The 15,283-nt window shown below is 34.3% G+C and carries 15 protein-coding genes and 1 pseudogene; 12 read left to right on the top strand and 4 right to left on the bottom strand.

Going from position 1 to position 15,283, the window contains the following annotated elements; all coding sequences use genetic code 11:
- The 10 genes and pseudogenes from GON26_RS20145 to GON26_RS20100 all read left to right on the top strand — a co-directional run.
- Positions 1-356 (top strand): annotated as a pseudogene (locus GON26_RS20145) (glucosamine-6-phosphate deaminase); the annotation flags it as partial.
- 222 nt (positions 357-578) lie between these two features.
- Positions 579-809: a DUF3820 family protein gene (locus GON26_RS20140; protein ID WP_160376569.1), complete on the top strand. Its 231-nt coding sequence runs from the start codon at positions 579-581 to the stop codon at positions 807-809.
- A gap of 223 nt (positions 810-1,032) precedes the next feature.
- Positions 1,033-2,646: a CTP synthase gene (locus GON26_RS20135; protein ID WP_160376568.1), complete on the top strand. Its 1,614-nt coding sequence runs from the start codon at positions 1,033-1,035 to the stop codon at positions 2,644-2,646.
- A gap of 81 nt (positions 2,647-2,727) precedes the next feature.
- Positions 2,728-4,638, top strand: a complete 1,911-nt coding sequence (gene yidC, locus GON26_RS20130; protein ID WP_160376567.1) for a membrane protein insertase YidC — start codon at positions 2,728-2,730, stop codon at positions 4,636-4,638.
- A gap of 248 nt (positions 4,639-4,886) precedes the next feature.
- A complete protein-coding gene (locus GON26_RS20125; RefSeq protein WP_160376566.1) occupies positions 4,887-5,606 on the top strand; it encodes a toxin-antitoxin system YwqK family antitoxin in 720 nt (239 codons plus the stop codon).
- Positions 5,607-5,818: 212 nt separating this feature from the next.
- On the top strand, positions 5,819-7,006 hold the full coding sequence (gene mnmA, locus GON26_RS20120; protein ID WP_160376565.1) for a tRNA 2-thiouridine(34) synthase MnmA: 1,188 nt from the start codon (positions 5,819-5,821) through the stop codon (positions 7,004-7,006).
- Positions 7,007-7,051: 45 nt separating this feature from the next.
- Complete coding sequence (locus GON26_RS20115) at positions 7,052-8,665, top strand: S8 family serine peptidase (protein WP_160376564.1); 1,614 nt, start codon at positions 7,052-7,054, stop codon at positions 8,663-8,665.
- A 12-nt stretch (positions 8,666-8,677) separates the two neighbouring features.
- Entirely contained in the window at positions 8,678-9,622 is a 945-nt protein-coding gene (locus GON26_RS20110) for an NAD(P)H-dependent flavin oxidoreductase (protein ID WP_160376563.1), read from the top strand.
- A gap of 18 nt (positions 9,623-9,640) precedes the next feature.
- Positions 9,641-10,051, top strand: a complete 411-nt coding sequence (locus tag GON26_RS20105) for a hypothetical protein (RefSeq protein WP_160376562.1) — start codon at positions 9,641-9,643, stop codon at positions 10,049-10,051.
- Between the two features lie 47 nt (positions 10,052-10,098).
- Positions 10,099-10,422, top strand: coding sequence for a DUF202 domain-containing protein (locus tag GON26_RS20100; RefSeq protein ID WP_160376561.1), 324 nt, complete (start codon positions 10,099-10,101; stop codon positions 10,420-10,422).
- Positions 10,423-10,483: 61 nt separating this feature from the next.
- On the opposite strand, the gene GON26_RS20095 is transcribed toward GON26_RS20100, so the two are convergent.
- On the bottom strand, positions 10,484-10,918 hold the full coding sequence (locus GON26_RS20095) for a DUF4268 domain-containing protein (RefSeq protein WP_160376560.1): 435 nt from the start codon (positions 10,916-10,918) through the stop codon (positions 10,484-10,486).
- 101 nt (positions 10,919-11,019) lie between these two features.
- Between GON26_RS20095 and GON26_RS20090 the strand changes: the two genes are divergently transcribed.
- Both GON26_RS20090 and GON26_RS20085 read left to right on the top strand, forming a co-directional pair.
- Positions 11,020-11,670, top strand: coding sequence for an NUDIX hydrolase (locus GON26_RS20090; protein ID WP_160376559.1), 651 nt, complete (start codon positions 11,020-11,022; stop codon positions 11,668-11,670).
- Positions 11,671-11,795: 125 nt separating this feature from the next.
- Positions 11,796-12,626 (top strand): lysophospholipid acyltransferase family protein, encoded by an 831-nt coding sequence (locus GON26_RS20085; protein WP_160376558.1) that lies wholly within the window; start codon positions 11,796-11,798, stop codon positions 12,624-12,626.
- A gap of 92 nt (positions 12,627-12,718) precedes the next feature.
- Here GON26_RS20085 and GON26_RS20080 read toward each other — a convergent pair whose 3' ends face one another.
- From GON26_RS20080 to GON26_RS20070, 3 genes are all read right to left on the bottom strand, one after another.
- A complete protein-coding gene (locus GON26_RS20080; protein WP_160376557.1) occupies positions 12,719-13,351 on the bottom strand; it encodes a hypothetical protein in 633 nt (210 codons plus the stop codon).
- A 7-nt stretch (positions 13,352-13,358) separates the two neighbouring features.
- The gene (locus tag GON26_RS20075) at positions 13,359-13,853 is read right to left on the bottom strand and encodes an RNA polymerase sigma factor (protein ID WP_160376556.1); all 495 of its coding nucleotides are present in this window, start codon (positions 13,851-13,853) and stop codon (positions 13,359-13,361) included.
- 182 nt (positions 13,854-14,035) lie between these two features.
- A complete protein-coding gene (locus GON26_RS20070; RefSeq protein WP_160376555.1) occupies positions 14,036-15,097 on the bottom strand; it encodes a DUF3810 domain-containing protein in 1,062 nt (353 codons plus the stop codon).
- Between the last annotated feature and the right edge of the window lie 186 nt (positions 15,098-15,283).

The following is a 15,283-nucleotide window of genomic DNA, read 5'->3' as shown; positions in this document are numbered from 1 at the left end:
ATCCACACGGAACACACAAAGTTTGCCTGGATGCTATTTTTGAAGCTGTAAAAGCTTTAAAACCAAAATCTTTTATGGATGAATGTTGGCTTTGGTTATACCGAGGAGCATGGCAGGAATGGGGAATCGACGAAGTAGAAATGGCGGTACCCATGAGTCCGGATCAGGTTTTGGCAAAACGTCACGGAATTTTCAAACACCAGTCTCAAAAAGACGGAGTTGTATTTCAGGGAACTGATGCCAGAGAATTTTGGCAAAGAGCCGAAGACAGAAATGCAGAAACTGCCGCTTTGTATCAGGAACTTGGTTTGGCAACGTATGCCGCGATGGAGGCTTTTGTGAGATGGCATTACTAAGTTGCTAAGGTTCTAAGATGCTAAGTTTTATATTCGCCACGAATTTACGAATTAGTTTTAAATATAATTCGGGAATTCGTGGCGAAAAAACACCCACAGGTTATTAAATCATTTTAATCCTTTTAATCTGTGGCAAAAAAAATATAGCTTTGTACCAACTAGAAGCAAGAAGAAAGAATCCAGTCTATATTCTTTCTCTTGCTTCTTTTTTCTTTAAAAAAAATGGAACAAGACAAAAAACAACTTATAAAATTAGCGCATACGAAGATGCCTTTTGGTAAATATGAAGGATGGTTTCTTATTGATATTCCTGAGTATTACATTGTTTGGTATCATAATAAAGGTTTTCCAAAAGGAGAATTAGGACAGCAATTAGCGCTTATCTACGAATTGAAACTAAACGGCCTGGAAGAATTAATCCGAAACATCAAAAAGCAATATCCAAAACCTTAAAAGAATTTGATAATGGGAAAATTAGAAAATTAGATAATGTTTAGAAAGATAATTTTAAATATTTGGTTTAAAATGAATTTAATTCATTGTTTCTAATTACCACTTGTCTATTTCTTAAAATTTTAAATTGACACATTTTCTAATTTTCTAATTAGCAAAATGTCCAATTAAATTTGTACTTTTGCCAAGTTTTTTACACAACTACAATACAAACAACAACAGAATGAATCAAACAAAATATATTTTTGTTACAGGCGGTGTGACTTCTTCTTTAGGAAAAGGAATTATCGCAGCATCTTTAGCAAAATTGTTACAAGGAAGAGGCTATCGTACAACTATTCAAAAATTTGATCCGTATATCAATGTGGATCCTGGAACTTTAAATCCTTATGAGCACGGAGAGTGTTATGTAACCGATGACGGAGCAGAAACAGATTTGGATTTAGGTCACTACGAGCGTTTCCTGAATGTTCCAACTTCTCAGGCCAATAACGTTACTACAGGAAGAGTCTATCTTTCGGTTATTGAAAAAGAGAGAAGAGGAGAATTCCTTGGAAAAACGGTTCAGGTTGTTCCTCATATCACAAACGAAATCAAAGACAGAATGCAATTGCTGGGAAAATCTGGCGATTATGATATTGTAATTACGGAAATTGGTGGAACTGTTGGTGATATTGAGTCTTTACCTTATATTGAGTCAGTTCGTCAGTTGGTTTGGGAATTGGGTGAAAACAACGGAATCGTGATTCACCTGACTTTGGTTCCTTATTTGGCTGCTGCAGGTGAGCTAAAAACAAAACCAACACAACACTCGGTAAAAACTTTGATGGAAAGCGGTATCAAAGCGGATATCTTAGTTTGTAGAACAGAGCACGAATTGTCACAGGAATTACGTAGCAAATTAGCTTTGTTTTGTAATGTAAAAAAAGAAGCAGTGATTCAGTCTATCGATGCTTCAACCATATATGAAGTTCCAAATTTAATGCTTGAAGAAGGATTAGATGTTGTGGCTTTAAAGAAATTAGATTTACCTAAAAAAGCAGCTCCGGATTTGAAAAACTGGAACACTTTTTTACGCAGATTAAAAAATCCAAAACAAACGGTAAACATCGGTTTGATTGGTAAATATGTAGAAATGCAGGATTGTTACAAATCTATTTTAGAGGCGTTCATCCATGCAGGTGCAGCTAACGAAACAAAAGTTAACGTGATTTCTATTCACTCGGAACACATCAATATTGATAATGTTGCTGAGAAATTAGGAGTTCTGGATGGAGTTTTGGTAGCACCAGGTTTTGGAGAAAGAGGTATCGAAGGAAAAATCGAAGCCGTTCGTTATGCACGTGAAAATAACATTCCGTTTTTCGGAATTTGTTTAGGAATGCAAATGTCGGTTATCGAATATTCCAGAAATATTTTAGGTTACGCAGAAGCGAATTCTACTGAGATGAATGAAAACACCAAACATCCGGTTGTGAATTTGATGGAAGAACAAAAAACAATTACAGATAAAGGTGGAACAATGCGTCTTGGAGCATGGAAATGTGATATCAAAGAAGGTACTTTAGCGCATAAAATTTACGGGCAAACGACTATTTCTGAGCGTCACCGTCACCGTTATGAGTACAACAATAAATACAAAGACGAATTACAAAAAGCAGGTTTAATCGCTTCTGGAGTAAATCCTGATACAGGCTTGGTAGAAATTATTGAGCTTGATAATCACCCGTTTTTCATTGGTGTACAATACCATCCGGAATACAAAAGTACCGTTGCAAATCCACACCCAATTTTTGTGAATTTTGTTGCTGCTGCTGTAAATGCAATTAAAAAATAATATTAATATTCTAGTAGGATGTAACATTTGAGTTCAACTCATAACTAATATCCTGAAACGAATAACTTTTTTAAAATTATAATGGAAGAAAAAAAATTTGACCTTAATTCAATCATTGGTTTTGTATTGATATTCGGAATTTTGATGTGGATTATGTACCAAAATCAACCTTCTGATAAGGAAATTGCTGCTGAAAAAGCTAAGAAAGAATTGGTTGCAAAACAAGAAGCACAAGCTAAGACTAGCGCAACAAAAACGACTGTTTTGCCAGTTACTGCTGCAGTTCCCGGTGATACGCTTCAGTTGGCTAAATTGCAAAAAACTTTAGGAGGTTTTGCTTATTCGGCTACGCTTCCTTCTGCAAAAGAGGCTTTTACTACAATAGAAAACGAAAAGATAAAATTGGTTATTGCCAATAAAGGAGGATACATTGCTGAAGCTACATTAAAAGGCTTTAAAAAATTCTCTGCTAATTCGGGTCAATTGGTACAATTAATCAAAGACAATAATTCACACCTGAATATTCAGTTGCAAACAACTGATAACAGAACGTTGAATTCTAAAGATTTATTCTTTGAACCAACACTGACTAAAAACGGAGCAGACCAAATTTTAACAATGCGTTTAAAAGCGGGTGCTAACGAATTCCTTGAATACAAATATGTTTTAAAAGCAAACGATTATTTAGTTGGTTTTGACATTCGTTCTCAAGGATTGAATAAAGTTTTAAATTCGGCTAAACCATTAGATTTAGTTTGGGATTTAAGAACTTACAGAAGCGAGAAAAGTGTTTCTATCGAAAAACGTTTTGCTGAAATTCAATATGAGTACGAAGATGAAAAATACAGCTATGTAAATCACGGTGAAGGAAAAGAAGAAACTCCTGAAAAAGTAACGTATGTTGCTTTCAAACAGCACTTTTTCACGACTATTTTATCTACAGAAAAACCATTCGAAACATCAAAATTACAATCAGATGACCTGGTAAAAGACGAAGAAATCGATACTACTTTTATCAAGCAATTCAAAGCAACAGTTCCTTTGGCTTTTTCAAACGGAGAAGTAGATTATAAAATGAGCTTGTATTTTGGGCCTTCTGATTATAAAGTATTAAAATCATACGATAAAAATTTCGAAAAAATCATTCCATTAGGTTGGGGAATTTTCGGTTGGATCAACAAATGGATTTTCATTCCGTTATTCGGATTTTTGAGTTCCACAATTGGATTGTCATTAGGAATTGCGATTATCATCTTTACGATCATCATCAAAATAGCGATGTCGCCTATTACCTATAAATCGTTTTTATCTCAGGCCAAAATGAAAGTTTTACGTCCGGAGATAACAGAATTGGGTGAAAAATACAAAAAAGACCCAATGAAGAAACAACAGGAAACAATGAAACTGTACAACAAAGCAGGAGTAAACCCAATGGCAGGATGTATTCCGGCCCTGATTCAGCTTCCGTTTATGTACGCATCGTTCCAGTTTTTTCCATCGGCTTTTGAGTTAAGACAAAAAAGCTTCCTTTGGGCAGACGATTTATCATCATTTGATGCCGTTGTCAATCTACCGTTTAATATCCCGGTTTACGGAAATCACATCAGTTTGTTCCCAATCCTGGCAGCAATTGCGATTTTCTTCTATATGAAAATGACATCTGGAGACCAGCAAATGGCAGCTCCACAGCAAGAAGGAATGCCGGATATGGCAAAAATGATGAAAATCATGATTTACATCTCGCCATTAATGATGTTGTTGTTCTTCAATAACTACGGTGCCGGATTGAGTTTGTATAACTTTATTTCGAACTTAATCACCATCGGAATTATGTTTGCCATCAAGAATTACATCGTTGATAATGATAAAATTCACGCTCAGATTCAGGAAAACAAATTAAGAGAGCCTAAAAAACAAAGCAAATTTCAGCAACGTCTTCAGGAAGTAATGGAGCAACAGGAAGCTGCAAAAAAGCAAGACAAAAAGAAATAATAAAATAAAAAAATCTCGATTTATCGGGATTTTTTTTATTTCAAAAACATACTTTCTAAAAGTTATTTTCGTTTAAATAAATATTTAGGAGCAAAACAAAAGGCAATTTTACAATCATGGTTTCCCGCTCTCGGCTTTATTCCCGATTTAGAAAAACTACGGCAAAAAAGCCTTGTTTTTCTAAATCGGGAGATACCGCCTCCATCGGGGCTAAACTCAGACATTAGGCTTCTTTTAAACATTAAAATATGATGTACAAAAAAATAATTATTGGATTTGTATTACTTAATGCGTTCTTGATTCACGCACAAACCGACATCAATAAGCTAGATGCAAACGGAAAAAAACATGGTTTATGGAAAGGTATCTACGAACTTTCGAAGCGTCCGCGTTACGAAGGAACATTTAGCCACGGAAAAGAAACGGGAATTTTCAAATATTTTGACGATACTAAAAAAGGAGATGTAGTGGCTACCCGCGATTTTACAGCGAATGACGGAAGTTGTTACACTATTTTTTATGATCAGAATAAAAATAAAGTAAGTGAAGGAAAATCATTTGGAAAAAATAACGAAGGCGAATGGAAGTATTACCACAAAGCTTCCAAAGTAGTAATGACACTCGAAAACTATAAAAAAGGCAAATTAGAAGGATTAAGAACGGTGTATTATCCAGATGCTAAAATTGCCGAAGAACTGACCTATAAAAATGGTTTAAAAGAAGGAATTTATAAAAAAACAGGACAAAACGGAATACTTCTGGAACAGAGTACTTATAAGAATAATGAGTACAATGGAGATGCTACTTTTTATGATTCTGATGGGGTTGTAGCCTCAAAGGGAAAATTTAAAAACGGGAAAAAAGTAGGTATGTGGCAGTTTTATGAAAAAGGAAAACTCCAAAAAGAGGTGAATATGAGTGATCCAAAAAGTGCTTTTCGTGCTGAGTCCAAACCTAAAATGGAATAAAAAAGCGACTAAGTTACTAAGATTTTAAGTCTCTAAGTTTTGAAACAGATTTTTTGAAATTGAAAATTTCAAAAAATCTAAAATCTAAAATCTAAAATCTAAAATCTAAAATCTAAAATCTAAAATCTAAAATCTAAAATCTAAAATCTAAAATCTAAAATCTAAAATTTGTTCGTACATTTGCACCCTTATAAAAATATAAAGGAGTTAAAATGAAACGTGTAGTTGTTGGACTTTCTGGTGGAGTAGATTCGAGTGTTGCGGCTTATTTGTTGCAACAACAAGGGTACGAAGTTATTGGGCTTTTTATGAAAAACTGGCACGATGATTCGGTTACTATTTCTAATGAATGTCCGTGGTTAGAAGACAGTAATGATGCATTATTGGTAGCTGAAAAACTCGGAATTCCGTTTCAAACCGTAGATTTAAGCGAAGAATACAAAGAAAAAATCGTTGATTATATGTTCAACGAATACGAAAAAGGGAGAACTCCAAATCCGGATGTACTTTGTAATCGCGAAATCAAATTTGATGTTTTTATGAAGATTGCTTTAAGTCTTGGTGCTGATTATGTAGCAACAGGACATTATTGTCAAAAAAGCGAAATAGAAGTTGACGGCAAACCTGTTTACCAATTAATCGCTGGAGCGGATACTAATAAAGATCAATCCTATTTCTTGTGTCAGTTATCACAAGAACAATTATCTAAATCATTATTCCCAATTGGCGCTTTAACAAAACCAGAAGTGCGTGAAATCGCTGCTGAAATGGATTTGGTAACTGCCGAAAAGAAAGATTCACAAGGATTATGTTTTATCGGAAAAGTACGTTTGCCGGAATTTTTACAACAAAAATTGCAACCAAAAGAAGGTAAAATTGTTCAAATCGACAAAAACGACTCCATCTATACTATCGAAAGACCAACTGGTTTATCTTTAGAAGAAGAACTGAAATTAGAAGCTCAAAAGCGAAATTATCTACCTACAATGGGCAAAGTAGTTGGGAAACATCAGGGTGCCCATTATTTTACTGTTGGGCAACGAAAAGGTTTGAATGTAGGTGGAACAACTGATCCGTTATTCATTATTGCAACCGACGTTGAAACTAATACTATTTACACAGGTTTATCAAGTCAGCATCCAGGATTGTTCAAGAAAGCATTATTTATCGAAAAATCTGAAGTACACTGGATTCGTGAAGATTTAGCTTTAAAAGTAGGTGAAACGATGGAAGTCATGGCAAGAATTCGTTACCGTCAGCCTTTACAAAAAGCAACTTTACACCAATTTGAGGATGGAATGTACGTGAGTTTTGAGGAACCGCAATCTGCCATTACCGAAGGTCAGTTTGTAGCTTGGTATTTCGACACTGAATTAGTTGGTTCGGGAGTAATTTCTTAGCTTTATACTTTTTTACAGAGGTTTAACCTTTTAAGAAAGTAAATTATGAAGCATTTTTACGTTTTTTTTCTACTGTTAGGTACTTCTGTGATGTTTTCGCAAGAAGATGCCTGGGTGTATTTTAATGCCAAACCCAACGCACAATCCGAATTGGCAACGCCATCTGAATTGCTTTCGCCACGAGCGCTTACACGAAGAACCAATCAAAATATAGCTTTAGATTTTAATGATGCGCAGGTAGAGAAAACCTATGTTGCACAGGTAAAAGCCAGTTCTGGAATTACAGTTTTGTCACAATCAAAATGGTTGAATGCGCTTCATATACAAGGAAGTGAGGCTTCAGTCCTGGCATTAAAAAATCTAAGTTTTGTAGATAAAGTAGTTTTTGCGAATAAAGAATTAAATTCAACTTCAAAAAAAACAAAAACTAATATTTCGGCGAAAGTCAAAAACAAACTGGAAACCAAGATTGATTATGCTTACGGAAACTCTGCAAATCAAATCCAAATGCTTAATGGGCACGTTTTACATCAACAAAATTATACCGGAGTTGGGAAAGTAATTGCCGTTTTAGACGCTGGTTTTCCAGGAGTGAATACGGCACAGCCTTTTCAGAGATTACGAGATAATAACCAGATTCTGGGCGGTTATGATTATGTAGATAGAAATACCAATTTTTATACAGGTGGAAGTCATGGAACTCTTGTGCTTTCTACCATGGGAGGTTACGAAGAAAATGCTCTGGTGGGTACTGCTCCTGACGCTTCTTATTATTTATTCAGAACTGAAATTGATGTTACAGAAGAGCCATTAGAAGAGTCTCTATGGGTTGAAGCAGCTGAAAAGGCAGATAGTTTAGGTGTAGATATTATTACGACTTCGTTGGGCTATTTTCAGCAAAGAGATAATGCCGATTACAATTATAGCTATAGCGATATGAACGGAACTACGACTTTTGTTTCGCGAGGTGCAGAAATTGCTTTTAGCAAAGGAATTATTGTCGTGGCTTCGGCAGGAAATGAAGGAAGACAAACAGAGCCTCATATTGGCGCCCCTGCTGATGCTGTTTCTGTTATTGCGGTAGGATCTGTGATGGCAAACAAATCGAGATCGGCTTTTAGCTCTATAGGGCCTAGTTTTGACAATCGAATAAAGCCTGATGTGATGGCGCAGGGAACTGCTGCTGTAGTTTCGGATATTGCTGGAAATATAACAACTGCAAACGGCACTTCTTTTTCTTGTCCCATTATGGCCGGAATGATTGCCTGTTTGTGGCAGGCTTTCCCAACGAAAACCAATCAGGAAATTCGCCAGATGATTTTGCAGTCATCGGACAATTATGCTACGCCAAATAACGAATTTGGATATGGAATCCCCAATTTTGGCGCCACTTTAGGAATAGATAGTTTTTCGGATTTAGAAAATGAAGCTTTAACGGTTTATCCAAATCCTGTAAAATCGGAGGTTTCATTTTTGTTTTCGAATAAAAATAATACAGCTTCGATTGTGATTTACTCTGTTTTAGGACAAAAAGTAATCGAAAAACAAATTACCAGTCAAAATGCATTACTTTCTTTAGAATCTCTAAAAAGCGGACTCTATTTTTATACTTTTGATGCCGATGGTTTACATCAAACTGGTAAGATAATTAAGCAATAATAGTTTTTTTGAATGAATAAAATCACCCAACTTTTCAATATAAAATACCCAATTATTCAAGGTGGAATGATCTGGAACAGCGGTTACAAATTAGCTTCGGCAGTGAGTAATGCCGGCGGTTTAGGGCTCATTGGCGCTGGTTCGATGTATCCGGAAGTATTGCGAGAACACATTCAGAAATGTAAAAAAGCAACTGATAAGCCTTTTGGTGTCAACATTCCGATGTTGTATCCCAATATCGAAGAAATCATGAACATTGTAGTTGAAGAAGGCGTTAAAATCGTTTTTACTTCAGCAGGAAATCCCAAAACCTGGACTTCTTTTTTAAAAGAAAAAGGAATTACGGTGGTACATGTCGTGAGCAGTAGTGTTTTTGCCTTAAAAGCGCAAGAAGCAGGTGTTGATGCAGTAGTTGCTGAAGGTTTTGAAGCCGGCGGACACAACGGTCGGGAAGAAACCACCACCTTGACACTAATTCCGATGGTGAAAGAGAAAATACATATACCTTTAATAGCAGCGGGCGGAATCGCTACAGGACGTGGCATGCTGGCAACAATGATTTTAGGTGCTGATGGTGTTCAGATCGGGAGTCGTTTTGCGGCATCGGTAGAATCTTCGGCACATGATAATTTCAAAGAAACTATTATTGGTGTAAAAGAGGGAGGAACACAATTGACATTGAAAGAATTAGCTCCTGTGCGATTGATAAAAAATAAATTTTATCAAGATGTTCAAAGTTTGTACGAAACTTGTCCTTCAAAAGAAGATTTGGTACAGCTTTTAGGAAGAGCCAGAGCCAAAAAAGGAATGTTTGAAGGTGATTTGGAAGAAGGTGAACTCGAAATTGGCCAAATTGCCGGATTGATTCACGAAATTTTGCCAGTCGAAAAAATAATTCAGGAAATCATGACTGATTTTGAAGCTGCGTGCCAGGAAAAAAGTAAATTTGATTTTTAATTGCCTATTAACTACTATATGAATATTTTTCGCACCGCAGTAATTTTTCTTTTTTTTCTTTTGAGTATCCAGAAATCGCAAAGTCAGTCGTATCAATTTAGAACTTCTGGTTTTAGTGTTTTAGAGAAAAACGAAAGAGGTAAATGGGGCGAATGGTCGAATCTGGATCTGACCAATCTTTCGGTTATTTTAGATACTAACAAGCATCGAATTGTAGTCTATTCGCAGGAAATTCAATTGTATAATATTGTAGAATATATCGAGCGTGAAGAAAATGATACTGATGTTATTTATTCTTTTCTATGTAAAGATAACGATGGAGTAGAATGCAAGCTCTCCATCATAACCCGTAAAAAGCAGGATTATCGTAAGCAATTGTATATCAATTATGATCAGCGGATTATTGTTTATAATATGACGAATGTTTGATTTGAAATATTGTTTTTAGTTATTTAGATTTTAAATAAGTTAGTTTTATGCTACAATTAAAAAGCTTCTTCAATTTTTCATCAGCGTATCAAAATAATGAAAAAATTATTTTGAGGGATTATTTGTCTTTGGAGAGAACAAAATTGGCAAACGAAAGAACTTTAATGTCTTATATTCGATCAGCTTTTTACTTACTTTTAACCGGAATAGCATTGATTCAGCTTGATGATTTTAAGAATATCAAATTTCTAGGTTACATTTCGTTTGGATTGGCTTTTATAGCTTTAATTATTGGTATTTATCGCTTTAGAAAACTAAACAAACAATTGATGATATTTTATGATCAGATAAAAGATTTAGAAAAGAATTAAAATTAGTCCTAAGACAAAATAGAAAACTTAGAAGCTTAGCAACTTAGAACCTCATAACCTTCTAAGAAACATCCTTAATAAACTCATCATACTCTAAATAGAACATTTCAAGAGCATTCATTTTTTCGAAAAAGAAATCAAATATGGCATCCCAATTGTTTCGATTACTGAAGCCAACGCCTTGTTTTTCGACCCAAATCCTGCTGATGGTTTTACCACTTTCTAAAATATAGTTTTGTTCGAAAACCAAATCTTTAATGAATTCTTCTTCCAGAATATTTTTTAGAGCTTCGAGTTTTTCGTAATAAGCTAGACGTTTTTCATCACTTCGGGGTTCGATGTCTATAAAAACCTGCGCTTTTTTATTATCTACAAAAAACTTAAAAGAAAAGTCTTTGATTTTGGTATCATAAAGCACCCATTTACGTGGATATTTTTCGGCGAAAGCCACCCAAAATTCTCTTTTTAACTTTTGTGATTCTTCTTTACTGTACATTTTTATGGCTTTGGTTTTAGAAAACTTGTAAGACCGCGTTTTCTAAACTATATTTATACTTTAGTTTACTTTAATTGAAAGTACAAAAATAAACTTTGATTATGGATTTTCAAGATTTTTTGCAATATGTTCCTAATTTAATTCCGGTTGAACTGCCAGCTGAAAGATCACATATAAAAATGGCACCTCCCGAAAGAGTTGAAGCCTTAAAGAGCCTTGATTTAAAAACACAAAATCCAAGAATTGCTGCTGTAATGATGCTGCTTTATCCTAAAAATGATAAAACACACTTGGTTTTGATTGTCAGGAATGCTTATAATGGTGTACATTCATCTCAAATTGCATTTCCAGGAGGTAAATACGAAACTTTTGACGGAAATTACGAAGAAACAGCGCTTAGAGAAACCCATGAGGAAGTAGGTATCGCTCCAGAAAAAATCGAGGTAATCAAGCATTTTACACCTATGTATATTCCGCCAAGTAATTTTTTAGTGTATCCTTTTTTAGGCTTTTCAAAAGAAGAATTATTGTTTTATCCGGACATCAGAGAAGTCGCTGAAATTATAGAATTGCCTCTTTCGGTTTTTTTGAATGACGAAATTATCATCGATGCCACATTGTCAACTTCTTATGCTGATAATATTGTTGTTCCAGCCTTTAACATTCAAAACCATGTGGTTTGGGGGGCGACAGCAATGATGTTAAGTGAGTTGAGAGAGGTGCTAAAAGTTGTTTTTGAAGAAAATTCGTAAAAACAATAATTTAACAATTTGATATTCATTAAAATAACAAAATTAATTCGAAATTACATTAAACAATTGCTAAAAGAATAATTTTTGTATGTTTGCGTCTTAACAAAAAAACACAATACACGGCTATGGGATTGTTTAAACGAAATCCTTTCGGACATATATTATTCATCAAAAAATGGTTAATCCGTATTTTGGGTGCCATGACGCATAAACGATATAGAGGTTTTAACGAATTACAGATTGAAGGATCTGAAATTATTAAAAATCTGCCTGATACAAATGTGTTATTTATATCCAATCACCAGACCTATTTTGCCGATGTGGTGGCAATGTTTCATGTTTTTAATGCGAGTTTAAGCGGACGCGAAGACAATATAAAAAACATTGGTTATTTGTGGCAGCCCAAAATGAACTTGTATTATGTGGCTGCCAAAGAAACGATGCAAGCCGGTTTATTGCCAAGAATTTTAGCTTATGTTGGAGCGATTACCGTAGAAAGAACCTGGCGTGCCAAAGGGGTAGATGTTACTGAAAAACGTGATGTAAACCCGAATGACACCGAAAATATTAGAATTGCACTCGAAGACGGTTGGGTAATTACGTTTCCGCAAGGGACCACCAAATCGTTTAAACCTGTTCGAAAAGGAACGGCACATATTATCAAACAGCATAAACCCATTGTAATTCCGATTGTGATTGATGGTTTCCGTCGTTCATTTGATAAAAAAGGATTACGAATGAAAAAGAAAGGTATTTTACAATCATTTATCATCAAAGAACCTCTTGATATTGATTATGAGAATGATACCATCGAAGAAATCGTAGAAAAAGTAGAATACGCCATCGAGCAGCATCCTTCGTTCTTAAAGGTTATTCCAGCTGAAGAAATCAAAGCCGAAGAAGAACTGAACGAAATGAGAAGATGGAGTTATAAAGGACCAGAAAACGAAGCTTAGAGTTTTTTTTAGTTTCAGGATTCAAGTTTCAGGTTTCAAGCTTTTTTAGAAACCTCTGAACCTCTGTCTCTTTGCAGCTTTGAACCTTTTTGTTAAAAATCAATCTTCTTCAGTTCTTTATAATTAGCGTATAATCTTCGTAAAAGCGTTCCGTAAAGTAATCTGTAAAAACACCAGAATATCCCTAAAAAAGCAAGTGTCACCAGAATCAAAATGCCGATGGTTATAATCAAAGCTTTTCCGTTTGTAGCCAGTTTATCTCTTAAAAAAGCCATATCCGGATTATAGACAAAAGCAATAAAAAAGCTAATAATAGAGCTTACAACAGCCATTGCCAGATTGTACCAAACGTAGTACTGAACTGTTTTTCTGGTTTTCAGGATACTGCTCATTAATAATTTAGTCGATTCTATTGTAGAAATGGTTCTATAGCTTTTATAGAAAAAATAAACAAAAATCAGAACCACAACATAATTAAAATAAGTTAGTATTTCCAGATATAAAATCATTTCCGGATGCTTGATTTTGATTAACATTTCGTCGGTACTGAAAAATAAGTTTGAAGATGTCCAAAATAAAATCTCCAAAATGCTGATAATCAAAATCCATTTCACTGTTGATGAGGATTTTTTATGTATCATTTTGTAAATCTCTGTTTCAGAAATTTGTTCAAAAGAGTTTTCGTTCTTTTTCCAGTCTTTTTTTAATAAATCCAGTTCTTTCATAATAATTTTAAGGATTTAATATTTTTTTAAGTTTCCCTTTAATTCTGTTCATTTTCACACGTGCATTCACTTCGCTGATTCCTAAGGTTTCTGCTATTTCTTGATAATCTTTGTCTTCTAAGTACATATAAACCAGTGCTTTTTCGATGTCGTTAAGCTGATAAACCGCTTTATACATCAATTTTATTTGTTCTTCTTCTTCATAATTGTAATCAACATCTTTTACAAAATGCTGATGACTTTCATATTCTACGGTCGATACGGTTCGTTTGGTTTTTCGGTATAAGGTAATGGCAGTATTTAGAGCGACACGGTACGTCCAGGTCGAAAATTTGCTGTCGCCTCTAAATTTTGGATACGCTTTCCAGAGCTGAATGGTAATTTCCTGAAACAAATCTTTGTGAGCATCTTCGCCGGCAGTATATAATCTACAAATCTTGTGGATTATATTCTGATTTGCCTGCAATTGTGCTACAAATGACTGTTCTAGATTTTCGCTCATAGTGTATTAGTAGTATTTACGTTTGTTTTGTTACAACGAATTGTTTTTTTTAGCCACAGATTTTTAGGATTTGAATGATTTCTCCTTTTGCATCTGAAATCATATTTTTTTTAATTGTTATATTTCAATTAAAAAACTCAAAAATAAAATCCTTTTAATTCTAAAAATCTGTGGCTAAAAAATTATAGCTGTCGATTTTTATAATAATTCACCATCAAATCTACAAATTTACTGTAACTATACATTCCGTCTTTTTGATTGTTTGTTTTGAGAAAACTATCATAAAAAGCATGAAATCCCTCATCGATAAAAGTGTCATATCTTTTCCAGAAATCCTGGCTTTCCTGATAGTTTTTCAAAATTCCAATATGGGTTTGTCTCTTTAATATTTTAAAAATCTTTTCGTTTTTGAATTGCCAAATACTCAAACAATAGCGCAAGGCAAAACTGTAACCTGAATATTGGTAATAAAGATCATCGTTTTTTACCGAAGCTAAAACACCAATAAAATTGCATTCACTTTCGCTGGCATACCCCATTTGATGCGCCATTTCGTGACAGCTTGTGAGAGGAAAATTATACATTGGCAGCAAATCATTTACCTGAGCTTCATTCGTAAACGGATTCAGATAACCGCCAAAACCCATATAAGTAAGCGGTAAGCTAAAAAGTGATTTTTTAGTACTTAGATATTGATATTCAAAATAAGGATGCTCTTTCGCCAGATTTTCGTAACCGTTCAAATTCATCTGAAAAGCCTGTTCCTGCGAATACGGAAAAACAACTTTTAGACTGTCATTTTGGGTAATTTTATATTGAATTTTGTTGGTTTTCGCGATTAGTTTTTTAGTGAAAACGAGCAAATCCATATCCGAATATTCTCTTTGAATTTTCATTTTTTCGAAAAGAGGTTCCCGATAATAATTGAACGCCCAAAGCAAATGAAAGAAAAAGTAAAATACCGAGAGACCGCTTAGAACTTTCAGTAGATTATCTTTCCATTGTCGTTTCCATGTTTTTCTAATTTTCCAAAACCATCTTATCAAAAGTATAATTAGAATAAAATAAATACAATCGCCTACCGAAAACGGAATTCTTCCCAAAATAATTCTTGAAAAATGAGAGATTTTCAAATATAATCCGTTGCTGTAAAAGCGTTCTGTAAATTCTGGAAAGAAAGGCAGAATCTTTAGAATGATAATCTGAAACAGAAGAAATAAGGGCAGGATGTATTTTGATTTCAAAGTGTAAAGTTTGGATAGGTAAATATAAATACAATATTGATGGATTAAAAAAGTTTGCCACGAATTCCACAAATTTTCACTAATTATTTCTTTTGAAATTGTAAAAACAGATAAGTATTCTTGAATTTTATTTTTAATTCCAATTACATTGGTGCTAATTCATGAAATTCGTGGCGAAAAAAAAAC

This window comes from Flavobacterium hydrocarbonoxydans (assembly GCF_009789235.1).
Lineage (GTDB): Bacteria > Bacteroidota > Bacteroidia > Flavobacteriales > Flavobacteriaceae > Flavobacterium > Flavobacterium hydrocarbonoxydans.
This window is presented reverse-complemented; position numbering and strand designations above follow the sequence as displayed.